This is a genomic window from Streptosporangium sandarakinum, from assembly GCF_013409935.1.
Lineage (GTDB): Bacteria > Actinomycetota > Actinomycetes > Streptosporangiales > Streptosporangiaceae > Streptosporangium > Streptosporangium nondiastaticum.
In genome coordinates, this window is sequence record NZ_JACCCO010000001.1 from 1,259,425 (window position 1) to 1,284,184 (window position 24,760).

18 protein-coding genes are annotated in these 24,760 nt (G+C 71.7%); 8 read left to right on the plus strand and 10 right to left on the minus strand.

The genetic code is table 11. The features are described 5' to 3' along the window. Positions 1-57: 57 nt before the first annotated feature. Positions 58-1,350, minus strand: coding sequence for a helix-turn-helix domain-containing protein (locus HDA43_RS05470; protein WP_179818632.1), 1,293 nt, complete (start codon positions 1,348-1,350; stop codon positions 58-60). 991 nt (positions 1,351-2,341) lie between these two features. Here HDA43_RS05470 and HDA43_RS05475 point away from each other — a divergent pair. Continuing rightward, positions 2,342-5,245 carry an AfsR/SARP family transcriptional regulator gene (locus tag HDA43_RS05475; RefSeq protein WP_179818633.1) on the plus strand — a complete coding sequence of 968 codons (2,904 nt, stop codon included), beginning with the start codon at positions 2,342-2,344 and terminating at the stop codon, positions 5,243-5,245. Here HDA43_RS05475 and HDA43_RS05480 read toward each other — a convergent pair. Continuing rightward, entirely contained in the window at positions 5,232-6,986 is a 1,755-nt protein-coding gene (locus HDA43_RS05480) for a PucR family transcriptional regulator (RefSeq protein ID WP_179818634.1), read from the minus strand. The genes HDA43_RS05475 and HDA43_RS05480 overlap by 14 nt on opposite strands. A gap of 96 nt (positions 6,987-7,082) precedes the next feature. Here HDA43_RS05480 and HDA43_RS05485 point away from each other — a divergent pair, with 96 nt between their 5' ends. Then, positions 7,083-9,476, plus strand: coding sequence for a molybdopterin cofactor-binding domain-containing protein (locus HDA43_RS05485; protein ID WP_179818635.1), 2,394 nt, complete (start codon positions 7,083-7,085; stop codon positions 9,474-9,476). 51 nt (positions 9,477-9,527) lie between these two features. Then, entirely contained in the window at positions 9,528-10,904 is a 1,377-nt protein-coding gene (locus HDA43_RS05490) for an NCS2 family permease (RefSeq protein ID WP_179818636.1), read from the plus strand. A 109-nt stretch (positions 10,905-11,013) separates the two neighbouring features. On the opposite strand, the gene HDA43_RS34285 is transcribed toward HDA43_RS05490, so the two are convergent. Then, positions 11,014-12,207 (minus strand): excalibur calcium-binding domain-containing protein, encoded by a 1,194-nt coding sequence (locus tag HDA43_RS34285; RefSeq protein WP_218911606.1) that lies wholly within the window; start codon positions 12,205-12,207, stop codon positions 11,014-11,016. Between the two features lie 382 nt (positions 12,208-12,589). On the opposite strand from HDA43_RS34285, the gene ald reads away from it, so the two are divergent. The 3 genes from ald to HDA43_RS05510 all read left to right on the plus strand — a co-directional run bounded on the left by ald (position 12,590) and on the right by HDA43_RS05510 (position 15,363). Then, positions 12,590-13,705 carry an alanine dehydrogenase gene (gene ald / locus HDA43_RS05500; RefSeq protein WP_179818637.1) on the plus strand — a complete coding sequence of 372 codons (1,116 nt, stop codon included), beginning with the start codon at positions 12,590-12,592 and terminating at the stop codon, positions 13,703-13,705. Positions 13,706-14,023: 318 nt separating this feature from the next. After that, on the plus strand, positions 14,024-14,500 hold the full coding sequence (locus HDA43_RS05505; protein ID WP_179818638.1) for a vitamin K epoxide reductase family protein: 477 nt from the start codon (positions 14,024-14,026) through the stop codon (positions 14,498-14,500). A gap of 50 nt (positions 14,501-14,550) precedes the next feature. After that, positions 14,551-15,363 (plus strand): DsbA family protein, encoded by an 813-nt coding sequence (locus HDA43_RS05510; protein ID WP_179818639.1) that lies wholly within the window; start codon positions 14,551-14,553, stop codon positions 15,361-15,363. Between the two features lie 119 nt (positions 15,364-15,482). On the opposite strand, the gene HDA43_RS05515 is transcribed toward HDA43_RS05510, so the two are convergent. Next, a complete protein-coding gene (locus tag HDA43_RS05515; protein WP_179818640.1) occupies positions 15,483-16,217 on the minus strand; it encodes a thioredoxin-like domain-containing protein in 735 nt (244 codons plus the stop codon). Positions 16,218-16,337: 120 nt separating this feature from the next. On the opposite strand from HDA43_RS05515, the gene HDA43_RS05520 reads away from it, so the two are divergent. Next, complete coding sequence (locus HDA43_RS05520; protein ID WP_179818641.1) at positions 16,338-16,988, plus strand: DUF305 domain-containing protein; 651 nt, start codon at positions 16,338-16,340, stop codon at positions 16,986-16,988. A gap of 121 nt (positions 16,989-17,109) precedes the next feature. Then, positions 17,110-17,409 carry a DUF3467 domain-containing protein gene (locus HDA43_RS05525; RefSeq protein WP_218911607.1) on the plus strand — a complete coding sequence of 100 codons (300 nt, stop codon included), beginning with the start codon at positions 17,110-17,112 and terminating at the stop codon, positions 17,407-17,409. A gap of 163 nt (positions 17,410-17,572) precedes the next feature. On the opposite strand, the gene trpS is transcribed toward HDA43_RS05525, so the two are convergent. The 6 genes from trpS to HDA43_RS05555 all read right to left on the minus strand — a co-directional run bounded on the left by trpS (position 17,573) and on the right by HDA43_RS05555 (position 24,740). Next, the gene (gene trpS / locus HDA43_RS05530; protein ID WP_179818642.1) at positions 17,573-18,610 is read right to left on the minus strand and encodes a tryptophan--tRNA ligase; all 1,038 of its coding nucleotides are present in this window, start codon (positions 18,608-18,610) and stop codon (positions 17,573-17,575) included. A 153-nt stretch (positions 18,611-18,763) separates the two neighbouring features. Next, complete coding sequence (locus HDA43_RS05535) at positions 18,764-19,828, minus strand: threonine aldolase family protein (RefSeq protein ID WP_179818643.1); 1,065 nt, start codon at positions 19,826-19,828, stop codon at positions 18,764-18,766. A gap of 166 nt (positions 19,829-19,994) precedes the next feature. Then, on the minus strand, positions 19,995-20,636 hold the full coding sequence (locus HDA43_RS05540; RefSeq protein WP_179818644.1) for an SDR family oxidoreductase: 642 nt from the start codon (positions 20,634-20,636) through the stop codon (positions 19,995-19,997). Next, positions 20,633-22,705, minus strand: coding sequence for a DUF6421 family protein (locus HDA43_RS05545; protein ID WP_179818645.1), 2,073 nt, complete (start codon positions 22,703-22,705; stop codon positions 20,633-20,635). The genes HDA43_RS05540 and HDA43_RS05545 overlap by 4 nt, the downstream gene beginning before the upstream one ends. A 255-nt stretch (positions 22,706-22,960) precedes the next feature. Further along, positions 22,961-24,400 (minus strand): sigma-70 family RNA polymerase sigma factor, encoded by a 1,440-nt coding sequence (locus HDA43_RS05550; protein WP_312873027.1) that lies wholly within the window; start codon positions 24,398-24,400, stop codon positions 22,961-22,963. Between the two features lie 4 nt (positions 24,401-24,404). Continuing rightward, the gene (locus HDA43_RS05555; protein ID WP_179818646.1) at positions 24,405-24,740 is read right to left on the minus strand and encodes a YciI family protein; all 336 of its coding nucleotides are present in this window, start codon (positions 24,738-24,740) and stop codon (positions 24,405-24,407) included. Positions 24,741-24,760 lie beyond the last annotated feature (20 nt).

Here is a 24,760-nt window from a genome sequence, read left to right on the forward strand (position 1 = left end):
GAGGCGGGGCGGGACGGTGTGAGAGCTGAGGTGCGGCCTTCACAGGCACCGGGCGGCCTACAGGTCGACGCAGGCCAGCGCCCGCCGGTAGGCGTCGGCCCCGCGCGTGGGCTCGTCGATCCGCTCCAGGACCTGCGCGGCGGACAGCCAGAGATGGGCGGTGGAGCGGGTGGACGGCAGATACGTCAATGCCTGCTCCGCCTTGCCGAACTCCCGCAGAGCCTCCTCGTGCATGCCGACCTCCGCGAAAGTCTCACAGAGGAGAACACGCGCCTCAGCCTGCAGCGCATGCGGCAATCCGTTGAGGATGTCGTAGGCGGCACGGATGTGGGCATTCGCCTGCTCGGGACGCGAGAGCATCAACTCCGCACGAACGAGGTTCATCGTGCAACGCAGCTTGTTGATCGGGGTGGAGGAACTCTCCCGCAGCTCGCCCTCCAGCTTCACCAGGCTTTCGCGCCAGGTCTCGGCTTGCGCGGGACGTGCCAGCAGCATGACCTGGAGGTAGTCGGTACGGAGCAACGCGAGAAGGCGGGGATCCTCCTGCTCGGACTGGACGGCGAAAGCCCTTTCCGCGTATGCGACCGCCTCGTCTTCGTGCCCGGTCTCAACAGCGACGATGGCTGCGCTCCAGTTCGCCCAGGAGATCGCCAGCGGGGTACCGAGAAGCTCCGCCGCAGCGAGCAGTTCGGCGGCGAACTGACGGGAGCGGAGCATGTCCCCCCGGTCTATGTAGGCCGCCAGAAGCTGGGTGCCCAGCTTCACCAGATCATTGGTCCAGGCGGGCCGTACCGCGCCACCCAGGATCTGCTCGACGACCTCCACCGCCCGACCCAGGTCTCCTTGCTCTCGGTAACAACGCGAGAGTGCGACCACGATGGCGACGTGACGCTCGGGCGACATCGTTCCCGCGTCGTCCCGGCGGAGCCCGTTGAGCAGGGTGATCGCCCCGTCCAGGTCGCCGCACGCCTCGGTCGCGAGTGCCAGACCGTATTCGGCCTCCTGCCTGAGCTGAGGGAGCCCGACGACGCCCTCATCCGCCAGGACCTCCGCGTAACGTGCCCGTGCCTCTACGACCTCGCCGTTGTCCAGGGCGATCCGGGCGTAGCCGATGTTGAGCTCGATCTCCTGCATCTGCTCGGTCGTCACACCGTTAACGAGGTAGGTGAGAGAGCAGTCGAGTTTGCGGGCCAGAAGTTCGAGAACCGCAGGCGTCGGGGTACGCTTCCCGCTCTCAATGAGAGAGACATAGCTATCCGACAATTCCGGGTGGGCGAGCTGGGCCTGCGAAAGGCCACGCTGTCGGCGCACGGTTTTGATGCGTTGCCCGACCAAGTCTTGACCAGTCACGTTACTCCTTGAAAAATGTCTTTCCAGCAGCAGAACCCACGACAGGAGCCTCCCCCGTGCGCCGACGCCTCACTTTGCCCGCCCTCGCCGTCTTCTTGGTCGCAGCGTTCTCCGTCGCAGGCCATGCTACGGCCGCCAGTGCCGATTCGTCTGCCCCCTTACAGGGAAGCACCCAGCATGCATCGGCTCTGTACGCAGGGTCGATGCTCGGCTGGAACCAGCCCGGCTGAAGCGGGGTCGGCTGTCCGCACTCCTCCACCCCGGAGCCGGCCACGTGACCTCGCAGCGACCCGGCGCCCTATGTGCTTCCACGGCTCCCCCACCGTGGAAACACATAGGGCGCCCGTTTCGTCCATGGGTGAATAAATGCTTCGAGCGAGGCGACTCCCACACCTCCGCCGATCGAAACCGAGCCGGCTTGGAGTGAATATTTTCCAGACATTGGAAGCAAGAAAAGAATCCTTGACAAAAATGCAGCGAGCGGAAGCACGGAAAGAAATTTTCAGCCGGCTCCTCCGCCAGATGCTCCGACATGACACTCGGCCGCACGCCTGAAGGAAAGCATGCGCTTCACCCGACGGATCGGCCATGCCAATCGTCACACCCTTTGGCCTGCCCACCCCCACTCCTTCTGCGCCCCTGATCCCCCTCCCATCCGGCATCAGGGCAACCGGCACCCCGCGTGACCTGCGAGTCATCCCTTCCAAAAGCGGCCACCGACCGCCAGTCGCCGCCGGACGAGACTCACGGACCTCGGAGCCCTCCAGGGAAAGCACGCTCAGCTCCACCGCCCCCGCCTCATAGGGGTCATGCATTCGACATCTCGCCGATGTCAGCGGCGAACAAAAATCTGAGATACACCGGGGATACATTATGAGCGGAAAATTTTTGCCTTGACACCTTGATCGGTAAGCTGAATGCCATCAAGCTGGATGAATTCGTTGGAGACGCCCGGAGAACCCTGGGCGCACTTGACCATGGGACTCAACGAATGACATTTCTGATGCTCGGCGGTCTGGAGGTTCGCAACGGCGAGGGGCGGCTCATCCCCATCCCCCGCCTGAAACAGCGCCAACTCCTGGTGGCGCTCCTCCTCAAGGCCAACACCCCGGCATCCTTCGAGTATCTGACGGACGCGCTCTGGGGAGAGGAGCCCCCGGCCTCCGCCGAGCAGAACCTCAAGACGTACGTCCACACGTTGCGGCGGCTCCTCTCCCCCGACGCCCCCCGCTCGGCCCCGATCGAGACCCAGGCGAACACCTACCTCGTCACCCTCGGCGAGGAGGATCTCGACCTGCTGGCCTTCCGCGAGCACATCCGCCGGGGAAGGGGCACCGCCCAGGACCACCGGGCAGAGGCCGCGCACCACCACTACCAGCGGGCCCTCGACCTGTGGCGGGGCGATCCCTTCCCGAACGCCAGGGGGAGCCGGGTCCTGAACGACGCGGCGGCCTGCCTGGGCGAAGAGCGCCTCACCGCGCTGGAGGAGTTCTCGGAGATCCGGATCGGACTGGAGAGGTACGCGGAGGCCGTACCGGACCTGCGCGCCGCGGCCGGCGCCAACCCGACGCGGGAGCGGCTCTGGGGGCAGCTCATGCTCGCCCTGCACGGAGCAGGGGACCGCGCCGCCGCCCTCCACGCCTATGAGCGGCTGGCGAAGGCCGTCATGGAGAGGACCGGGCTGGAGCCCTCCCCCACACTCCGGGACCTCCATCGGAGGATCATCTCCTCCACCGAGGTGACGCGCCCGGTATCTCCATCCGGGCCGGAGCGTTCCGCGGGGACCTCCGTGACCGCCGGGAACGTTCCGCTCCCCCGGCAGCTGCCGCGCGACCCGGGTGGCTTCGTCGGCCGCGCCGAGGAACTGGTCCGGCTCAGGTCGTTGCTCTCCCCCTGGGACGGCGGCCTGCCCCACCACGTCGTCGCGATCACCGGGCCGCCGGGGGCGGGCAAGTCCGCCCTGGCAATCCGGGCCGCGCACGCGGTCCGCGATCGCTTCCCGGACGGGCAGCTCTACGCGAACCTGCACGGGGCCACCCCCGGCCTGCGACCGCTGGAACCCCTGGAGGTGCTCGGCAGGTTCCTGCGGGCCCTGGGGGTCGCCCCGCAGGCCGTGCCCACCGACGTCGACGAGGCCGCCGCGCTGTGGCGCAGCCTGCTCGACGGCAGGAACCTCCTCGTCGTGCTGGACGACGCGGTCGATCTCCCCCAGGTCCGCCCCCTGCTCTCGGTGCCGGAGGGCAACACGGTCCTGGTGAACAGCCGCCGGACCTTCGCCCTGGTCGACGACTGCGTCCACGTGCCGATCGGCCGGCTGCGGCACGTGGAGGCGACCACCATGCTGGCCAAGCTGGCGGGCGCCGAGCGGACCGGGCGGGACCCGGAGGCCACGGCACACCTGGTCGAGCTGTGCGGCGGGCTGCCGCTGGCCGTGGCCGTCGCCGGGGCCCGGCTGGCGAACCGGCCCCGGTGGGAGGTCGCCGACCTGGTGGAGCGGCTTCGGGACGAGCGGAGGCGGCTGCGGGAGCTGGAGGCGGGCGACATCGCGGTGCGGTCGAGCCTGGGGGTCAGCTACGACCTGCTCACCGGAAGCGCCGACCACCTCGACCGCGAGGCCGCCCGCGCGCTGCGCGCGCTGGGGGTGCTGCGGGTGCCCGATGTGACGCCGCACGTCGTCGGCGCCCTCCTGGACGTCCCCGCCGAAGAGGCCGAGCGCGCCCTGGAACGGCTGGCCGACGGCCACCTCGTGGAGGCCGACGGGGCCGGGAGGTACCGGCTGCACGACCTGGTGCGCCTGTTCGCGAGCGAGCAGGCCTTGCATCGGGAGACCCGCAAGGCCTTGGACGAGATGTTGAACCGCGCGCTGGAGTTCTACATCTCGGCGGTCTGCCTGGCGGCGAAGATCCTCCAGCATCCGCGATATCCCCGCTGGACGTCGGCGGGAGTCACCGTAGACGTGACTCCCCTTCCCCTCATTTCCCCGGATGGGGCCCATGAATGGTTGGAGCACGAGCGGGTCGCTCTCGTGGCCGCGGCCTCGCAGGCAATGGCCGCTGCAGAGGAACGGACAGCTCGTCTCGGCGTCGCTCTGGCCTTCGCGTTCTACTGGTTTCTTTACTATTCCGGAGCCTCTTCAGACCTTTTTCTGATCAGTCGGCAGACCCTTGAGACAGGGCGCCGCCTGTACGACCGCGACATCAAGGCCAACGCGCACAACTATGTAGCGATCGCCCTGGAGATGAACAACCGCGCCGCAGAGGCCGTGCCCCATCTCCAGAGGCAACTGCATCTCTGTCGGCAGTTGTCCGACCCGCACGGCGAGCAGAAGGCGCTCGGCAGCCTGGCAGTGATCTACAACTATCAAGAACGCCATGAGGAAGTGCTCCGCTGCGCTGAGGAGCAGCTGAGAGTGTCCAAGGCGATCGGCCACCGGTCAGGGGAGCACTACGCGATGGCCTACATCGGGCTGGCGCACCATCGGCTGGGCCGGTTGGACCAGGCGCTGGCCGTCCTGAACGACGCCCTTGACAAGATCCGCAAAGATGATGAGTTTCGCTCCTACCACGAAGCCATCGTGCTGGAAAAGCTTGGGGAGGTCCACGTCGACCGGGGGGACCCCGCCTCAGCCAAGGCCTGTTACGAGAACGCACTGACATGTGTGCGCGCCGCGAAGGCCAACATCGCCGAGCCGTACCTGCTGCTCGGTCTGGCCCGCGCCTCGCGTCTCCTCGGCGAGATCGACGAGGCCGCCGACCATCTGGCACGGTCCGTTGCGGGCGCACAGGCGATGGGGATCAAGGACCTGGACAGGCAACTGGCCGAGGAGCAGGCCGCGTTGCGGGAGGCGCGCGGTGCGGAGGCGGCCCCCGTACGCAGCGGGGTCATGACGCCCTGAGCGCCAGGAACAGGTCCACCCGGTCGGTCATCGTCGACAGGTCCCGCCCGGTCAGCTCCTCCACCCGGCGGATGCGGTAGCGGACCGTGTTGACGTGGACGTGCAGGCGCTCGGCGCAGGCGTTCCAGGACCCCGCGCAGTCGAGGAACGTGTCGAGTGTCCGCAGCAGCTCCGACCGGTGGCGCCGGTCGTAGTCGAGGATCGGGTCCAGCGTCCTTTCGGTGAACGACCGCCGCACGTCGCCGGGAACCGTCGCCAGCAGCAGCGCGTGCGTGTAGATCTCGTCGCTGGTGACGACTCCCCCGCCGCGCGCCTCGGCCAGCCGCCGGGCGTGCCCTGCCTCCTCCAGGCCGCCCCGGAGCGCGGGCGAGCCGGTCAGCGCGGCGCTCACCCCGATCGACACCCGTAGGCCGGGCAGCCCCTCCGCCAGCACCTTCGTCCCGGCCCGCAGCGCCCCGGCCGGTTCGTCCGCCGTCCAGGGCCGTCCGCCGGCCGCGCGGTCCGGCGACCCGGCCGCACCGGCGGCCACCTGACCCGCCGGAGCAGACCCGCCGGGGCCGCTCGCCGTACCGCGTGACGACCCGCCGGGGCCGCTCGCCGTACCGCGTGACGACCCGCCGGGGCCGCTCGCCGCGCCGGCGGCCAGCGGCACCAGCGCCAGCGCCCCGTCGGGCGTCACCGCGGCGGCAGTGGCCCGGGGGCGCAGCAGCTCCTCCAGGATCCGGCCGCCGAGTGCGGCCGGGTCGGCCTCCCGGGCCGCGCCGGGCCCGGTCACGGTCGCGCTCACCACGCGGTACGGCTCGGCCGGGCCGATCCCGCAGGTCCGCAACGCAGCCCCCAGCTCGGCCTGGCCGCCCGCCCCGGAGGCGGCCAGCGCGACGAGCTGCCCGGCGAGCCGGCGTTCGACCCGCCGCCCCTCCTCCATCCGGCCGCGTTCCAGCGCGACGCAGGCGGCCAGCTCGAAGCCCAGGTCCGTCTCGGCGATCAGGTCGCCGCCGCAGGCCAGCGCCCACCCGGCGGCCCGGTGCTCACGGCCCACGCCGAACAGGGTGAAGGTCCCGGCCGGGGTGCGGACCACGTGGGGCAGCCGGGGCGCGGTGAGGAACTCGCGGGCGAGCCGGACGGCGACGGCCTCGCCGTCCGAGCCCCGTCCCGTCCCGGCCCCGATCCGGGCGCCGGGAACGGCTGCCGTGCCCGCGTCTGTGTTCGTGTTCGTGTCCGGGAGCGTCCCGGCGATGACCGCGCCGGTGGCCGAGACGACCGCGCCGGTCATCCGCAGCTCGGCGTCCATCAGCGCGAACAGCTCCTCAAGGCCCGCGCCCTCGGCGACGGCGGCGACGATCCGGCGGTGGCGGCCGAGGGCGTCGCGCAGCTCGGCGTGCCGGGGGGTGATCGTCTCGGCGACGGTCCGGAAGGAGACCTCGACCGGCACCTCCATCAGCGGCAGGCCGTACTCCCGGCACGCCCGCACCAGGTCGTCGGGGACGGCGCCGAGCCAGGCCCGGCCGGCGCCGAGCGCGGCCACCCCGGCCTCGACCAGGCGGCGCACGAACCGTTCGGAGTCCTCGGGGCGGGTGCGCCACATGAGCCCGGACAGCACCAGCTCGCCGGGCGACAGGTAGCGTCCCGGGTCCGGCAGGTCGGTGATCTGCACGCCGGTGAAGCTCCGGTCCAGGTGTTCCTCGCCCGCGAGGAGGGTGAGCCGGAGCTCCTCGACGGCGAGCAGGTCACGTATCCGCATAATTGGATGAAACTACAAGAACCGCCGGTGGGCCCGTCCGGGGTTTCGTCGTGTCCTTGCCTGTCCGGACCTCATTCCTGCTGCTGTACTGCAGGAATGAGCGGCACCGAGACCCGGCCGGACCGGGGTCAGAGCCGGGAGCGCGGGCACGGCCCGGGCGTCGGGCACGATCTGGGCGTCGGGCGCAGCGCGCCGCGTCCCGACGGGACGCTGAAGGTGACGGGCGAGTTCGCCTACTCCTCCGACCTCTACCTCGCGGACATGGTGTGGGGGGCGACGCTGCGCGGCCCGCATCCCTCGGCCCGGATCCGCTCCGTCGACGTGGGCCCGGCGCTGGCCATGCCCGGCGTCCTGGCGGCGCTGACCTGCGAGGACGTTCCGGGCGAGCTGTTCTACGGCCTGGACCGGCGCGATCAGCCGGTCCTGGCGGCCGACCGGGTCCGATACCAGGGCGAGCCGGTCGCGATCGTCGCCGCCGACCACCCGGAGCGGGCACGGCGGGCCGCCGCGGCGATCGTCGTGGACTACGAGGTCACCGAGGCGGTCACCGACCCGCGCCGGGCCGTCTTCGACCCGTCCTGCCCGGCGGTCCACGACGGCGGCAACGTGGTGCGCCACCAGCCGGTCCGGGTCGGCGGCGACTTCACCGCCCCGGTGGTGGTCACCGGGGAGTACGAGGTCGGCATGCAGGACCAGGCGTTCCTGGGGCCGGAGTCGGGGCTGGCCGTACCGGCCGAGGACGGCGGCGTGGACCTGTTCGTCGCCACCCAGTGGCTGCACGTGGACCGCGACCAGATCGCGCCCTGCCTGGGCCTGCCGCCGGAGCTGGTACGGCTGACGCTGGCCGGGGTGGGCGGTGCGTTCGGAGCCCGTGAGGACCTGTCCATGCAGGTCCACGCGTGCATGCTGGCGCTGCGCACCGGGCGGCCGGTGAAGATGGTCTACGGCCGCCAGGAGTCGTTCTTCGGCCACGTCCACCGCCACCCGGCCCGGATGCGCTACGAGCACGGCGCGGACCGCGACGGCAGGCTGCGGTACGTCCGGGCGGAGATCCTGCTCGACGGCGGCGCCTACTGCTCCTCCACCCCCGCGGTCGTCGGCAACGCGGCGTCCCTCGGGGTGGGACCGTACGAGGTGCCGAACGTGTGGATCGACGCCTACGGCGTCTACACCAACAACCCGCCCTGCGGGGCGATGCGCGGGTTCGGCGCGGTGCAGGCGTGTTTCGCCTACGAGTCGCAGATGGACCGGCTGGCCGAGGCGTGCGGGCTGTCCCCGGTCGAGGTCAGGGTGCGCAACGCGGTGTCGCAGGGGTCGCGGCTGGCCAACGGGCAGGTGATCGACTCCCCCGCGCCGCTGGCGGGCATGCTGCGCGAGCTCGCCGCCATGCCGCTGCCCCCGGAACCGTCCCGTACGGCCGGACCGGCCGCCGTGCCGCCGCCCGCCGAACCGGCCCGTGCGACGGCCGTGACCGCGACGAGCGTCCCGGACCCGGGTGCGGCGGCCACGCCGGACCTGCTGGATCTGCCCGGCGGCGTCGCGCAGACCACCCACGGCGAGGGCGTACGGCGCGGCGTCGGATACGGCGTGGGCATCAAGAACATCTGCTTCTCCGAGGGCTTCGACGACCACTCCACCGCCCGGGTCCGGGTGGAGCTGCTCGGCGGCGAGCCGCACGTCCTGGTGCGCACCGCCGCCGCCGAGGTGGGGCAGGGCCTGGTGACGATTCAAGAGCAGATCGCCCGCACCGAGCTGGGCGTCGAACGGGTGACGGTCGCGCAGGCGGACACGACGGTCGGCTCGGCCGGGTCCACCTCGGCGTCGCGCCAGTCCTACGTCACCGGGGGCGCGGTACAGGCGGCCTGCCGGGCCGTACGGGAGCGGCTGGCGGCCCTGCGGGCGGACGGGGAGACCCTGGCGGAGACGCTGGAGCGGGCCGGGGCCGTCGAGGAGACCAGGGTCTACCGGCACCGGCCGACCTTCCCGATGGACCCGGTCACCGGCCAGGGCGACTCCCACGCCCAGCTCGCGCTGTGCGTGCACCGCGCCGTGGTGGACGTCGACGTCGAGCTGGGCCTGGTCAAGGTGGTGGAGCTGGCGGCCGTGCAGGACGTGGGCCGGGTGCTGAACCCGATCGCCCTGGAGGGGCAGATCCACGGCGGCTCGGCGCAGGGGCTGGGGCTGGCCCTGATGGAGGAGGTCCAGGTCGCGGACGGGCGGGTGCTCAACCCGTCCTTCACCGACTACCTCATCCCCACGATCCTCGACATGCCGCCCATGCGGGTGTCGGTCCTGGCCAACCCCGACCCGCACGCCCCGTACGGCCTGCGGGGCGCGGGCGAGCCCCCGACGCTGTCGTCCACCCCGGCGGTGGCGGCGGCCGTGCGGGCGGCCACCGGACTGCGGCTGCCCCGCGTGCCGATCCGCCCCCACGACATCGCGATGGACGGAAGCCGGTACGGTAACTGGGCGGGGGACCGGTCACTCTGACATAGCACTCAAGTAGCGAAAATCCGGTCATTCCTGTTCGAAAGGGATTTCATGGACCGGTTCTTCGAGCTGACGGCGCGCGGGTCGACGGTGGGCCAGGAGGTCAGGGGCGGCCTGACCACGTTCATGGCGATGGCCTACATCATCCTGCTGAACCCGCTCATCCTGGGCGGCGCCACCGACGTCACCGGGGCGAAGCTGTCGATCCCGCAGCTCACCACCTCCACCATCGTCGCCGCGGCGGTGAGCACGATCCTGATCGGCCTGGTGGGCAACGCCCCCTTCGGCGTGGCGGCCGGGCTGGGTCTGAACGCCGTGGTGGCCTACCAGGCCGCGCCGCACATGACGTGGGCGCAGGCGATGGGGCTGGTCGTGCTGGAGGGTGTGGTCATCATCCTGCTGGCCGTCTCCGGGGTGCGCCGGCTCATCATGAACTCGATCCCCCTGGCCCTGAAACACGCGATCAGCGTGGGCATCGGCATGTTCATCGCGCTGATCGGGCTGGTGGACGCCGGTTTCGTCGGCAAGGGCACGGGATCACCGGTGCAGCTCGGCACGACCGGTCACCTGACGGGCCTGCCGGTGGCGGTGTTCTGCTTCGGCCTGCTGCTGGTCATCGTGCTGTTCGTCCGCAAGGTGCCGGGTGCCATCCTGATCGCCATCGTGGTCACCGCCGTGCTGGCGATCGTGGTCAACAGCGTGGCGAAGATCGACCCGGCGAGCTGGGGCGTCGTGGTGCCGAAGATCCCCGAAGGCGTGGTGGCCATGCCCGACTTCGGGCTGATCGGCAACATCGACCTGTTCGGCGGGTTCGCCCGGGCCGGGGTGGTGACCGCGCTGGTCGTGCTGTTCACGCTGGTGCTGTCGGGGTTCTTCGACGCGATGGGCACGATCATCGGGGTCAGCGACGAGGCCGGACTGGTCGACGCCGAGGGCCGGGTGCCCCGGCTGGGCGCCATCCTGACCGTGGACGGCGTGTCCGCCGCGGTCGGCGGCTTCTCCAGCGCCTCGGCGAACACGGTGTTCGTCGAGTCGGCGGCCGGGGTCGGCGAGGGCGCCAGGACCGGCCTGGCGGCGGTGACCACCGGCGGCGTCTTCCTCGTGACGATGTTCTTCACCCCGCTGTCGTCGGTCGTCCCGGCCGCCGCGGCGGCCCCGGCGCTGGTGCTGGTGGGCGCGCTGATGATGACCCAGGCCAGGAACGTGCCGTGGGACGACCTGGCGCTGGCCGTCCCGGCGTTCCTGACGATCATCCTGATGCCGTTCACCTACAGCATCACCAACGGCGTCGGCGCCGGCGTGATCAGCTACACGGTCATCCAGGCGGCGCTCGGCCGCTCCCGCAGCATCCCGTGGCTGCTCTGGGTGGTCTCGCTGGTCTTCGTGGCCTACTTCGGCATCGAGGGCATCCGGGCACTGGTCGAGTAGGCGTCCCGCCGGGGGCGGCGCACCGACGTGCCGCCCCGCCCGGCTGGCCGGACGACGCGGCACGCGCCCGGGGTACGGGTACGGCGCGGCACGCCCCGGGGGCGGCGGGTCAGTTCCCGGTCTCGCAGGTGACGCCGTCGCCGTCCACGTCCCTGTACCAGCCGTACTCGACGTGCACGCCCCTGGTGTAGGGGCCGTACCCGGCGTCGATCGCCTCCTTGCACGTGCGGTACCGGGGGTTGTGACCGTTTCCGGCGGGCGCGATGGCGCCGTCCGGCGCGGTGGTCCGCCCGGTGCCCGTCGCGGAGGCGGTGGAGTCCGCCGGGGCGGTGGGACCGCCCGTGGCCCCCTGCGGCGGGGCCGTCGTCGCGGGCGCGGCGGCGGGGCTCGTGGCGGGCGCGGCGGGCGGCGTCACCGGAGGCGTCGCGGGCTGGGTCGCCGGGGGCGTCGCGGCCGGGTCGGAGCCCGCGGAGCCCGGGGGCGTGAAGATCGACTGGTTCGGCTGGGGCTGCCCCGGGGGCGGCGTGGACGGGACGGTTGTGCCGGGAACGCCGCCCAGCCGGGAGACGAGGGCGTCCGCCTCCTCCTTGGTGGCGAATCCGGTGATGCTCAGGCTGTCGTCGGTGATCTCCTGGGCCACCCGCGGGGCCGACACCACCTTCTCCTGCACCACCATCGCGATCTGCTGGTTGAGCGCGTCCTTGGTCAGGTCGTTGATCAGGTCGCGGAAGGCGGGGGCGAACGCGATCCTGACCGCGTAGCCGCCGTTCGCGTCGCGGACCGTCTCGATCTTCCGTACGGCGTTCACGCTGACCCCCTCGGCCAGCGTGTAGCAGGTCTGCCCCGCCTCGTCGGGCATGTCCTCGGCGCTGGCGCACGGGCCGGTCTGGGCCGCGAGGACCGGCGCGAAGTGGATGGGCGCGGCCAGCCGCTGTGGCGGCTTGGCGCCGAGCGGCGCGTCGGGGTTCCGGGTCATCAGGACGGCGAGGGTGGCGAGCACGCCGGTGACCAGCACGACGACGACGAGGGCGGCGATCAGGACGCCCGTGGTGAGCCGGCTCGCCCGGGGGTCGCCGGGCGCCTCGGGACCGGGGACGGCTCCGGGATCACCGGGCCGGCCCGGTCCGCGCGGGCCGGGCGGCACCGGCGGGATGGGCGGGACCGGTCCGGCCGGGCCCGGGGTGCCCGGGATGTCGTCTCCGGCGGGCCCGGGGGCGCCGCCGCCCGGACGGGGCACGCTCCCCGGCGCGGGATCCGGGGCGCCGGAGGGCGCGGCGCCGTACGTCCCGAGGACGTCCGGCATCCCGCCTGACGTGGGGTCGGGGACTCCGGCGGCGGGCCCCTCCGGACCCGGTGGGCCGAGGGGGGCGGTCAGGGGCGCGGTCAGGGGCTCCGCCCGCCCCGGGTGCGCGGGTGGAGCTCCCTTCGGCGCGGCCCGCCTGCCCGGACCGGCGTGCTTCCCCATCGGCATGTCTCCGCATCCCTCGCTGTGTTCGCGGCGAGCCTACCGATCAGTCAAAGGAGGGGGTAACCGGACGGTCAAGGTGGCTTCCGGAAAGATGAGGATCCACCGCGTTTGACAACCCGTCACCAAGGGGGGTCGATTCCTTGCAGCATGTGCGTAGTGCTCTCTTTGCAGGGAACCGAGAGTGAAGGAGGACACAGGCGCGAAACCTGGAGGTGCCATGAAGATCGCCGTTCCTCGCGAGGTAAAGGACCAGGAGTACCGGGTGGCCCTGACCCCCGCCGGAGCCCACGAGTTCGCCCGGCACGGCCACGAGGTCTTCGTCGAGAAGGATGCCGGAGCCGGGTCGTCCATCCCCGACTCCGACTTCGAGGCCGTGGGGGCGACCATCGTCGCCTCCGCGGACGACGTGTGGGCCGAGGGCGACCTGGTGCTGAAGGTCAAGGAGCCGGTCTCCGAGGAGTACCACCGGATGCGCAAGGGGCAGGTGCTCTTCACCTACCTGCACCTGGCGGCGTCGGAGCCGTGCACCAGGGCCATGCTGGACGCGGGCGTCACCGGGATCGCCTACGAGACCGTGCAGACCGCGAACGGCGCGCTGCCGCTGCTGGCCCCCATGTCGGAGGTCGCCGGACGGCTCGCCGCGCAGGTGGGCGCCTACCACCTGATGCGGTCCGGCGGCGGACGCGGTGTCCTGATGGGCGGGGTGTCGGGCGTGCACGCGGCCAACGTGGTGGTGATCGGCGCCGGGGTGTCGGGGATGAACGCCGCGGTGATCGCGCTGGGCATGCAGTCCGAGGTGGTGCTGCTGGACAAGAACATCGACCGGCTGCGCCAGGCCGACGTCATCTACCAGGGGCACTGCCAGACCGTCGCCTCCAACACCTTCGAGGTCGAGCGCGCGGTCCTGGCCGCCGACCTGGTCATCGGGGCGGTCCTGGTGCCGGGCGCGAAGGCCCCGAAGCTCGTGAGCAACGAGCTGGTGGCGCGGATGAGGCCGGGCTCGGTCCTGGTGGACATCGCCATCGACCAGGGCGGCTGCTTCGAGGACTCCCGTCCCACCACCCACGCCGAGCCGACCTACCAGGTGCACGACTCGGTCTTCTACTGCGTGGCCAACATGCCGGGCGCGGTCCCGCACACCTCGACGTACGCGCTGACCAACGTGACCCTGCCCTACGCGGTGTCCATCGCCGACCTGGGCTGGCGGGAGGCGCTGCGCGGCGACCCCGCGCTGGCCCTGGGCCTGAACACGCACGAGGGGCACCTGACGAACGAGCCCGTGGCCGAGGCGCACGGACTGGAGGCGGTGCCGCTGGACCGGATCCTGGCCTGACGTCCGCCCGCGCCGGGGCCCGTCCCGCCGGCGCCCGTTTCCACCTGACGTCCGCTCGCACCGGGGCCCGTTCCCGTCCGGCGCGCGCTTCGGGCCGCCGTCACGCCCGGGTGAATCCGCACCCGGGCGATACCCATGTCCGCGCGAGCCCCGGACCACCAGAAATCATCTGAAAGCGGTTAAAACGCCGCTTTATTAACGATCTTCTTATCTGTGGCAATCTAACATACGATGCCCGGCCAAGTGTCGGGCCTGCGGAGCCCGCGCCTGGACGACCGGCGGCGGAGCGCAGTCCCCTGCCCAGGAGAAGGATCATTCATGGTGGGAAACATCGACCCGCGGGTCGGTACGGCACCGGTGCGCTCGCCCGGGTTGCTGACGGCGATGCGCCTGCTGACCCTCGTGGGTCTGGCGGTCTCCGTATACCTCACCGTCGTCCACTACAACGACGTGCCGCTGATCTGCTCGGAGAGCGCGACGATCGACTGCGCCTCCGTCACCACCAGCGAGTACTCCAAGCTGTTCGGCATCCCCGTTCCCCTGCTGGGGCTGGTGTTCTTCGTCGGCTTCGGCGCGCTGGTCGTCTCGGCGGCGTGGTCCTCGACCCACCCGGTCCTGCGCTGGGGGCGCCTCGCCGCCGTGATCGTCGGAACGCTGTTCGTGGTGTACCTCGTCACCGCCGAACTCGTCCTCGGCAAGGTCTGCCTGTGGTGCACGGCCGTACACGTGATCACCGTGCTGCTGCTCGGCCTGGTGCTGACGGACGAGTACCGCAGGCTCGGCAGCGGAACCTGAGAACACCTGACCACCCGTTGAAAACCGAAAATTCCCCAGGAGACGACACGATGAGCAAGAGCGCCCGGCAAGGAACCGCCAGGGAGAAGCTCGCGGAGGAGCGCAAGCGCCAGGCGGCCCGCGACAAGCAGCGCAAACTGCTGCTGGGCGTGGCCGGAGGCCTCGTCCTGGTGTCGGCGGCGGTGGTCGGGTTCGTCGTCGTCAAGAACAACTCCGGCGACGGCGACGGCGCGCCGAAGGCGGTCGCCTACACCGGGCCGCTGGCGCCGACCACCCGGCAGGAGGACGGGTCGATCCTCATGAGCAAGGAGGGCGTCGCCGGCCCCACCCTGGTGGTCTTCGAGGACTTCCAGTGCCCCGCCTGCAAGAGCCTGGACGAGGCGGCGGGCGACGCGCTGCTGAAGGCCGCCGCGGAGGGCAAGGCCAGGGTGATCTACCGCCCGTTCCAGCTTTTCAAGGCGCCCTCCTTCGCCGAGCCCCTGCCCTCGGTCTCGCGCCGCGGGGCGAACGCGGCGTTCTGCGCCCCCGCCGACAAGTGGGTCTCGTACGCCAAGACGCTGTACGCCCACCAGCCGGTGGAGGGCAAGAACGGCTTCGAGAACGCGGAGCTGCTGTCCTGGGCCCGCGACCTCGGCTTCTACAGCGCGGACTTCGAGAAGTGCGTGACGGGGATGCAGAAGGCCGCCGACATCGACAAGGCCACCAAGTACGCCGAGGAGCAGAAGGTGCAGGGCACGCCGACGCTGAAGCTCAACGGCAAGGACCTGACCCAGGAGCAGGTCGGGCAGATCGCCTCCTCTCCGGCCGCCCTGGACGAGCTCCTGGCGGCGGCGGGCTCCTCCCCCGCCCCCTCCGACCAGTAGCCCCGCCTCGGACGACGCAGAAGACGACACAGAAGAGGCCGCCGCCCGATGGGGCGGCGGCCTCTTCGCGTGTCCGTGCGGACCGCGGTGACCGGGAACCGGCGGTCAGGAACCGGCGGTCAGGAGCTCGGGCTGGGCGAGGCCGACGGCTCGGGCGACATGCTCGGCTTCGGGGCGTCCGACACACCCGGCGAGGGAGCGTCCGACGCGCCGGGCGAAGGGGCGGTCGCCGGGATCGGTGCCTCGGCCGTGGTGGTGTCCACGCCGCCGCTGCAGGAGGAGCCCAGCTCGGGGGCCTGGTCGCCGCTGTTGCGGTACTTGGCGATGTACTTGGGCAGGCGCGGGTCGTCGGCGCTGTCCACCTTGAGCTGCCGGTTCCAGGAGCTGAGCACGATCTTCGCGGGCAGCCCCGGGTAGGGGCTCATCAGCATGTAGTCGCGGGAGGCGAGCTCCTTGAGCTTGTCCACCTGGTCCTTGGGCAGGTCGGGCCGGTAGGTGATCCACACGGCGCCGTGCTCCAGCGAGTGGACGGCGTTCTCGTTGTTGATCGGCTGGTCGTAGACGGCGCAGGTCTGCCAGGCGGGGTTGTGCTCCCCGCCCATGGGCGGGTTCTCCTTGTAGGTCACCTTGGTCTCGATGTGCTGGGCGCCGGGGTAGGCGGCGGTGGTGACGGCGTCCAGCGAGGTGGTCGTCCGCACGTTGACCATGTAGAAGGCGACCGCACCGACGAGCAGGACGACGACGGCGCCACCGATGCCCCACATCAGAAAGGCGGTCCGGCGCTCCTTGCGCTTCTGCTCCGCACGCATCCGGGCAAGATGCTCCCGCCTCGCCTGCGTCTTGTCCTTCGACATCGACCCTCCATAGCGACCAATTCCGGGTCAGACTATGCCCTAGGCGGGTGTGCCAGGAATAAACAAATCACAACGTGTGACACAGCACCGATTCAACTCAATGGGTACTCTGGGTGAGCGATGGAACCCCTTGTCGATGACGCACCCAAGCCCCGGCGCCGTACGGCGGTCGCCGCGTTGGCCGGAATCCTGGTCCTGGCGGTGGCCTTCCTGCTGGTCATGGGCCGCAACACCGACCCGACCGACGCCTCCGCCGAGGCCGGGTTCGCCCGCGACATGGCCACGCACCACGCCCAGGCCGTGGACATGGCCTTCATCGCCCGGGACGGCAGCACCGACGAGGATCTGCGGCGGTTCGCCTACGACATCATCGTCACGCAGACCGCCCAGCGTGGGATCTTCATGGGCTGGCTGCAGCAGTGGGACCTGGAGCAGTCGTCCGAACGGCCGCCGATGGCGTGGATGGCCGGCGGCCACGGCCACGCCGGGCCGGCCGCCGCCTCGGCAAAGATGCCGGGCATGGCCACCCCGGAGGAGCTCAAGAAGCTCCGCGAGGCCGCCGGCAAGGACCAGGAGATCCTGTTCCTGCAGCTCATGATCCGGCATCACGTGGGCGGCGTGGAGATGGCCGAGGCCCTGCTCAGGCAGTCGGACCGCCCCGAGGTCGCGACGTTGGCCCGGCACATCGTCCAAGGCCAGACGGGCGAGATCACGCTGATGACCGACATGCTCCGGAAGCGCGGCGCCCAGCCGCTGCCTCCCACGCGCTGACCGCCCCGCGACCGCCCGACCGCCCCTTCGACCGCCACCCCCTTGATTGCGCCGCGCTCCCGCATGGCCGGTCTCCGGCCGGGACGGCATGGCGCGATCCGGCCCTGAGGAGACAGCACCCATGGTGAACGACGAGCCCGAGAACCGCCTGGAGGTGAGCATCTCGGCCGAGGTCGAGGCGGGGCAGTACGCCAACTTCGCCTCCGTGTGGCACACCGAGGACGGCTTCGTCCTCGACTTCGCGGTGATCACCAGACCGCCGCAGCTCGCCAACGACCCTTCCTCCGGTCAGCACTTCGTGAGCGTGCCGACCCGGATCGTCAGCCGTATCCGCCTCCCCCCGAGCCAGGTGTTCGAGCTGATGAAGGCGCTGGAGCAGCAGCTCACCGCCTACGAGAAGGAGACCGGCCAGAAGAACTGAGCCGCGGGGAACCCGTCCGCCGGAGTGGATTCCCCGCGGCTCGGCCGGCGCCGGGCGACGGCCGCCACGGGCACGCCGTACCCTTCGGGGCCTCGCCTTTCAGGGCTTCGCCCTCCGGAGCGATGCCCTTCGGAACGGCATGCCCTTCAGAGCGGTGCGTTCTTCAAAGGATCGCGGCGGAGGACGGTGCGGCCGTGGCCGGAGCCGTCGAAGGCAGCGCGGCCGAGGGCAGCACGGTCGAGGGCAGGCCGATCGCCTGCCGGGCCGCGGCCATCAGGCCGGCCGTACGCTCGGCGGCCCGCGCCGCGCCGTCCGTCAGGATCCGCGACAGCTCGGCCGGGTCGGCCGACAGCTCGGCGTGCCGTTCCCGGATCGGCCGCAGCGTCTCCACCACCGCCTCGGCCACGTCCCGCTTCAGCGCGCCGTAGCCCTCGTAGGAGAACGACTCCACCGGCCTGCCGGTGCACGCCGACAGGATCGTGAGCAGGTTGGAGACGCCGGGCTTGTTCGCGGGGTCGTGGACGACCTCGCCGCCGGAGTCGGTCACCGCGCGCATGACCTTGCGGTGCGCGTCGGCCGGGTCGTCGAGCAGGTAGATCGTCCCGGCCGATCCCCGCGACTTGCTCATCTTGGCGGTGGGTTCGGCCAGGTCCATCACCCGGGCCGCCACCGGCGGATGCACCGCCTCCGGCAGCGTGAACGTCTCGCCGTACCGGTGGTTGAAGCGCAGGGCCAGGTCGCGGGTCAGCTCGACGTGCTGGCGCTGGTCCTCCCCCACCGGCACCTGGTGCGCCCGGTGCAACAGGATGTCGGCGGCCATCAGCGCGGGATAGGTCAGCAGCGACAGCCGCACCTCCTCGTTGCCCGCCGACTTCTCCCTGAACTGGATCATCCGCCGCATCTCGCCGTAGTGGGCGGTGCACTCCAGCAGATAGGACAGCTCGGTGTGCGCGGGCACCTCCGACTGGATGTAGACGAGCGAGCGGTCCATCCCGCAGGCCAGCATCAGGGTGGCCATCTCCAGGGTGCGCTCCCGCAGCAGGGCGGGGTCGTGCTTGACGGTCAGCGCGTGCAGGTTGGCGACCGCGTAGACGCAGTCGGCCTCGTCCTGGAGCCGTACGGCGGGCAGCATCGCGCCCAGGAGGTTGCCGAGCGTGAGGTGGCCGCTGGCGGTGAAGGCGGAGAAAACACGTTTCGTCATGGTCGCTCCTTTTGGTGGAAGGAGGCCGTCCGCGCCCGGCGAGCCGTACAACGCGAAACGGCCGCCGGTTCACGGCGGCCGTTCGGGTGCGCAGTCAGGCTGGCAAGCGGGTCCGCCGATGTGCGGCCCGCCACAGCCCCGTGCTGCGCGTCGTCATACCGACGACCTTATCTCCTCGGCCACCGCGGCGGCAAAAGCATCCACATCGGCCTCGGTGGTGTCGAAGGCGGTCATCCAGCGCACCTCGCCGGTGGCCTCGTTCCAGGTGTAGAAGCGGTAGCGCTTCTGCAGGCGCTCGGTGACGTCGCGCGGCAGGATCGCGAAGACCGCGTTGGCCTCCACCGGGCGCGGCACCTCCACCCCCGGGATCTCCCGGACGGCGTCGGCGAGCCGCCGCGCCATGGCGAGGGCGTTGCGGGCGTTGCGCCGCCACAGGTCCCCGGCGAGCAGCGCCTCGAACTGCACCGAGACGAACCGCATCTTGGAGGCGAGCTGCATCTGGGTCTTGCGGATGTAGCGCAGACCGCGGACGGCGTCGGGGTTGAGCACCACGACGGCCTCGCCGAACATCATCCCGGCCTTGGTGCCGCCGAAGGACAGCACGTCCACGCCCGCGTCCGTGGTGAACGCGCGCATCGGCACGTCCAGCGCGGCGGCCGCGATCGTGATGCGGGAGCCGTCGAGGTGGACGAGCATGCCCAGGGAGTGGGCGTGGTCACAGACCGCCCTGATCTCCTCGGGGGTGTAGAGGGTGCCCAGCTCGGTGGACTGCGTGATCGAGACGACCTTCGGCTGGGCGCGGTGCTCGTCGCCGAACCCCCACGCCTGCAGGTCGATGAGCTCGGGGGTGAGCTTGCCGTCCGGGGTGGGAACGGTCAGCAGCTTCAGGCCCGCCGCCCGCTCCGGCGCGCCGCCCTCGTCGGTGTGGATGTGCGCCGACTCGGCGCAGACCACCGCCTCCCAGTGCGCGGTCATCGCCCGCAGCGCCACCACGTTGGCGCCGGTGCCGTTGAACACCGGCCACACTTCGGCCGCCGGGCCGAAGTGCCGCTGGAAGACCTCCTGCAGCGCCTCGGTGTAGACGTCGGCACCGTAGGCGATCTGGTGGCCCTCGTTGGCCAGGGCGATCGCCTGGAGGATCTCCGGGTGGACTCCTGCGTAGTTGTCGCTGGCGAAGCTCTTCACCAGCGGGTCGTGCCTGCGGATGGCGTCGGTCACGTCTTCCCCTCGAACGGTACGGCCCGCCGTGCGCCGGCGGGCCGCTGTCGTGCGTCGTGCCCCCGCCCGCGGGCGGGGGACCTCGTGCGGTGCGGCGCCCGTCTCCGGGCGCCGCTCGTGGATGTCGTCCCCGCGGGAGCTCTGCCCGCGGGTTTCCCCGCGGGCGCTACCCGCGGGTGAGGTCGATCCTGGTGCCGTTGTCGTCGGTCTCCCACAGCGCGTCGAACGCCTCGGCGAGGTCGGTGACGTCGGTGAAGCCGGGGAACTTCCGCTCCGGGCTCGCGGCGCGCATGGCGTCGTTCACCAGGGCCTTGACGACCAGGATATTCGCCGTGGCGTTCGTGCCGGACAGCGCGTCGGCGAAGGCCAGCGTCCACGCCTCGGAGGCGGCCTTGGCGGTGGCGTAGGCCGCGTTGCCCTGGGTGGGACGCTGGGCGCCCGTGGCCGAGACGATGGCGAACCGGCCCTTCTCGCTCGCCTTGAGCAGCGGTTCGAAGGCGAGCGTGACGTTCTGGAGGGTGCGGACCAGCAGGTCGTGCAGCAGGTCCCAATCCTCCAGCTTCGTCTCGGCGAAGGTCTTGCCGCCGCGCCAGCCGCCGACCAGGTGGGCGATGCCGTCCACGCGGCCGTGCTCGGCCTCGACGTCCCGGGCGAGCCGCTTCACGGCGTCGAGGTCGAGCAGGTCGACCGCGAGCGTGCCGTCGGCCCCGGACTTGTCGACGCCGATGACGGTGTGGCCCTTGTCCGTGAAGCGGCGGACGAACGCCTGGCCCGCGGGTCCCGCCGCGCCCGCAACGAGGATGATCATGCTCGGATCCCCTTCGTGGAGTCGATGACGTCGGTGAGCTTACGACGCAGGGCCTCGTAGAACATGCTCAGGGGGAACTCGTCGGGCAGCACCGCGTCCACCACGGCCTTCGGGAAGCCCTCCACCGGCAGCGCGTCCACCCCGCGCGCCCAGACCGAGGCCGGGTGCGGCTCGACGTAGGTCGCGACGAGCTGGTGCGCGGCCAGCCAGTGGGCGAGCTTGGAGCGGTCGATGCCGTCGCGGTAGAGCTTCTCCACCTCGGCGCGCAGGTCGGCGACGCCACCGGCCACGCGGGTCCAGTCGATGCTCAGCCGGTTGTCGGTCCAGCGGACGATGTCGTTGCGGTGCAGGTAGGCGAAGAGGAGCTGCCCGCCCAGGCCGTCGTAGTTGCGGACCCGCTCACCGGTGATCGGGAAGCGGAACAGCCGGTCGAACAGGATCGCGAGCTGGACGTAGCGGGCGTGCGGCACGCCCTCGGCCTCCAGCTTCACGGCCTCGCCGTACGCGGTCAGGTCGCAGCGCAGCTCCTCCAGGGAGTAGAGCCAGTACGGCATGCGCTGCTTGATCATGAACGGGTCGAACGGCAGGTCGCCGTGGCTGTGGGTGCGGTCGTGGATCAGGTCCCACAGCACGAAGGTGTCCTGGGCCAGCTCCTGGGAGGCGACGAGCCGGGCGGCGTCCGGCGGCAGCGCCAGTTTCAGCGTGCTCGCGGCGGCGCCGCTGACCGCGCGGAACCGGGCCGCCTCGCGGTCGCAGAAGATGCCGCCCCAGGTGAACCGGGGCGGGGTCTCGCGGACGGCGACGGTCTCCGGGAACAGCACCGCGGAGTTGGTGTCGTAGCCGGAGGTGAAGTCCTCGAAGGCGATCGGCACGAACAGCGGGTTGTCGTAGCGGGTGCGCTCCAGCTCGGCCAGCCACTCGGGCCAGACGGTGCGGATCCAGACGGCCTCCAGGTAGCGGAAGGTCGTGCCGTTCTGGGTGTACATCGGGAAGACGACCAGGTGCTCCAGGCCGTCGACCCGCTGGGTGTCGGGGTGGAAGGCGTTGAGCGAGTCCAGGAAGTCGGGCACGCCCAGACCCTGCTCGGCCCACCTGTTCAGGTCGGCGACGACCGCGGCGAGGTACGCCTCGTCGTGCGGGAAGCGGGGCGCCAGCCGGGTGACGTGACCGGCGATCTCGGCGACCAGCTCCGCCGCCCGCTCGTGGTCGCGCTCGACCGAGCCGTCCTTGGCCTGCAGCGGCCTCAGCGCCTCGACGGCCTCCTTCAGCTCGCTGAAGGCGGCCCGCGCCTCCGTCTCGCCGGTGGCGGCGGTCCGGGCGGCGGGGATCCGCGCGGCCCAGGTGACGAGGTTGCCCCACAGCGCGGCGTGGTCGTAGTCGCCGATCGAGTCGTCGCCGAACAGGTCGGAGTCGGCGAGCACGACGACGCGACCCTCGCCGTGCCGTACGGCCACGGCCAGCGGGCGGCCGGCCGGGTCGGCGGTGGGCGAGGTGGAGAACAGCACGGTCGCGTCCTCGGGGGCGGTGAGGACCCCGGCGCGGTAGAAGCAGGCGCGGCGGGCGCCGGCCAGCGGGTTCTCGCCCTCGGTCGCGGCGGGCGCGCCGAGGACCCAGGCGGCCACGCCGTTGTGGGCGTTGCGCGGGTCCTGGACGGTGAGGTGCTCGACGCCGACGCCGAAGCGGGCGAGCAGGTCGGTGAGGTTGCTGCCGTACTTCTCCTGCTCGCACTCGGCGAGCACGACCAGGCCGCCGCCGCCCCGGACGTGCTCCTCGATCGCGTCGAGCTCCTCCACGGGGAAGACGGGGCTGCCCAGGCCGGTGGTGCGCTCCCAGCGGTCGGCCGACGGGTGGGCGATCACGAAGACGTCCTGTCCCGTCAGCAGGGCCGGGGTGATCGGCCCCTCGGTGTGCGCGGTCACGGTGTGGCCGAGGCGGCGCAGGACGTCGGCGGCGCGGGCGTAGCTGTTGTCGTCGGGGTGCCCGGGATTCATCGTCTCGGCGACCTCCCGGCGGATCGTCCATGACTCGCTGTGTGCCTCGTCGAAGAGCACCCGCGGGAACGCTCGCACGATAAATCCTCCCTTAGATCAGTCCTTGCACCGAAAAATATACACACCCTGTCCGATTTTTGGTATGTCCCTTACGGCACCCTTCGGCTGGCACGGGGCCGCCCCGGTGGAGAGGTCGCGGCCGGACGGGGGTGCGAAGGATCGCGCCGCCCTCCGGGTGGCGGGCGGACCGACCCGGCCGGAGGCGTCGCGGCCGGGTGAAGGAGAGGAGGGTTCGCGTGTGCCTGAGCGTCGCGCCACGCCGCCGTCCGGGCGTCAGTGGCCCGCCGTACCGCCCGCCGGGTGACGACGCGCCGACTCGTCGGCGCGGTCGAGCAACGCCCGGCGCTCGGGTTCGGAGTGCGCCGCGGCCGCGGCCTGCCGGAACAGCGCGGCGGCCCGGTCGTGGTCTTCCCGGCCTCCCCTGCGGGCGGTGAGGTCCGCCTCGACCGCGACGACGAGGGGATGGCCGTCCAGCGCGCCCCCGGCCCGGACCCCGGCGAGCAGGGCCAGCCCGGCCTCCGGCCCGTGCGCGTAGCCGTGCGCCACCGCGCGGTTCAGCTCGACCACCGGTGAGGGCTGGATCCGGGCCAGCCGGTCGTAGCACGCGGCGATGGCGGGCCAGTCGGTGGCGTCGGCGGAGGCGGCGGTGGCGTGGCGGGCGGCGATCCGCGCCTGCAGCGCGTACGGGCCGTCCTGTGACATGTACGGATCGCCCTGCGGCGCGTATGCGCCGCCCTCCGGCGCGTACGGATCATCCTGCGGCGCGTACGGGCCGTCCTGCGGCGTCTCCGCGAGGAGGCGCAGGCCCTCGGCGATCGCGGCGCGGTCCCAGCGGCGCCGGTCCTGCCGGTCCAGGGTCAGCAGGTCACCGCGGTCGTCGCGGCGGGCGTCGCGCCGGGAGTGCTGGAACAGGAACAGCGCCAGCAGCGCGGTCACCTCGCCCTCGCCGGGCATGAGCTCCCGTAGCAGCCGGGCCAGGCGGATCGCCTCGTCGGCGAACGCGGGCCGGCCGTCCGCGTTGTAGCCGTGGGTGAACAGCAGGTACAGCACGGCCAGGACGCCGGGGAGCCGCTCGGCGAGCGCCGGGCCGGTCGGCACCCGGTAGGGGATGCCGGCGTCGGCGATCCTCGTCTTGGCCCGGGTCAGGCGGCGGGTCATGGCCGACTCGCCGACCAGGAAGACCCGCGCGATGTCGGCGGTCGGCACGCCGCAGACCGTCCGCAGCGTCAGCGCCACCCGCGCCTCCATGGAGAGCGCGGGATGGCAGCAGGTGAAGATCAGCCGTAGCCGGTCGTCCACGACCTCCTCCGCCGGCGGCTCCTCGGAGGCCGGGCCGGGATCGGTGAGGGCGAGCGCCGCCAGCTCGGCCAGCTTGCGGCGCTCGGCCGACGCGCGGCGCAGCACGTCGATCGCGCGGTTGCGGGCCACCGTCATCAGCCAGCCGCCCGGGTTGCCCGGCACGCCCTCCCGCGGCCACCGTTGCAGGGCGAGCGTCAGCGCCTCCTGGGCGCAGTCCTCGGCCAGTGTCCAGTCGGAGGTGACGCGGATCAGCGCGGCGACGATCCGCGGGTAGGCGTCGGCGCCCGCGGCCGCGACGGCGCCGGCCACGGCGGCCGCGGACGCCGCGGACGCGGACGTCGTGGCCTTGGCCGCGGGCGTTGTGGCCGCCTTGGCCGCCTTGGCCGCCTTGGCCGCGGGCGTCGTACCGGTCACGCCGTCAGTCGTCCAGGTCGACCAGCGGGCGCAGCTCCAGCCGTCCGTTGCGGGCCATCGGGTGGGCGCGGGCCACCTCGATCGCCTCGTCCAGGTCCGCGCACTCCAGCAGGTCGTAGCCCACGATCACCTCCTTGGTCTCCGCGAACGGCCCGTCGGAGACCAGCAGCCGCCCGTTGCGGACCCGGACCGTGGTGGCCGCGGACGTCGGCCCCAGCACGCTGCCCTCCAGGCGGCGGCCCCGGGAGTCGTTCTCCGCCACCCACTTCTCGATGTCGGGCATGTCGCCGGTGTCGGTGTCGGGCTCGGTGTCGCTGCACACGAACATCATGTACTTCATCTTCGCTCCCAGGTGTCTCC

What these genes read in the sequence shown, in the direction of transcription:
- HDA43_RS05475 (WP_179818633.1), top strand. Translation starts at nt 2,342, where the DNA reads ATGACATTTCTGATGCTCGGCGGTCTGGAGGTTCGCAACGGCGAGGGG.
- HDA43_RS05480 (WP_179818634.1), bottom strand. Translation starts at nt 6,986, where the DNA reads ATGCGGATACGTGACCTGCTCGCCGTCGAGGAGCTCCGGCTCACCCTC.
- HDA43_RS05485 (WP_179818635.1), top strand. Translation starts at nt 7,083, where the DNA reads ATGAGCGGCACCGAGACCCGGCCGGACCGGGGTCAGAGCCGGGAGCGC.
- HDA43_RS05490 (WP_179818636.1), top strand. Translation starts at nt 9,528, where the DNA reads ATGGACCGGTTCTTCGAGCTGACGGCGCGCGGGTCGACGGTGGGCCAG.
- HDA43_RS34285 (WP_218911606.1), bottom strand. Translation starts at nt 12,207, where the DNA reads ATGCCGGACGTCCTCGGGACGTACGGCGCCGCGCCCTCCGGCGCCCCG.
- ald (WP_179818637.1), top strand. Translation starts at nt 12,590, where the DNA reads ATGAAGATCGCCGTTCCTCGCGAGGTAAAGGACCAGGAGTACCGGGTG.
- HDA43_RS05505 (WP_179818638.1), top strand. Translation starts at nt 14,024, where the DNA reads ATGGTGGGAAACATCGACCCGCGGGTCGGTACGGCACCGGTGCGCTCG.
- HDA43_RS05510 (WP_179818639.1), top strand. Translation starts at nt 14,551, where the DNA reads ATGAGCAAGAGCGCCCGGCAAGGAACCGCCAGGGAGAAGCTCGCGGAG.
- HDA43_RS05515 (WP_179818640.1), bottom strand. Translation starts at nt 16,217, where the DNA reads ATGTCGAAGGACAAGACGCAGGCGAGGCGGGAGCATCTTGCCCGGATG.
- HDA43_RS05520 (WP_179818641.1), top strand. Translation starts at nt 16,338, where the DNA reads ATGGAACCCCTTGTCGATGACGCACCCAAGCCCCGGCGCCGTACGGCG.
- HDA43_RS05525 (WP_218911607.1), top strand. Translation starts at nt 17,110, where the DNA reads ATGGTGAACGACGAGCCCGAGAACCGCCTGGAGGTGAGCATCTCGGCC.
- trpS (WP_179818642.1), bottom strand. Translation starts at nt 18,610, where the DNA reads ATGACGAAACGTGTTTTCTCCGCCTTCACCGCCAGCGGCCACCTCACG.
- HDA43_RS05540 (WP_179818644.1), bottom strand. Translation starts at nt 20,636, where the DNA reads ATGATCATCCTCGTTGCGGGCGCGGCGGGACCCGCGGGCCAGGCGTTC.
- HDA43_RS05555 (WP_179818646.1), bottom strand. Translation starts at nt 24,740, where the DNA reads ATGAAGTACATGATGTTCGTGTGCAGCGACACCGAGCCCGACACCGAC.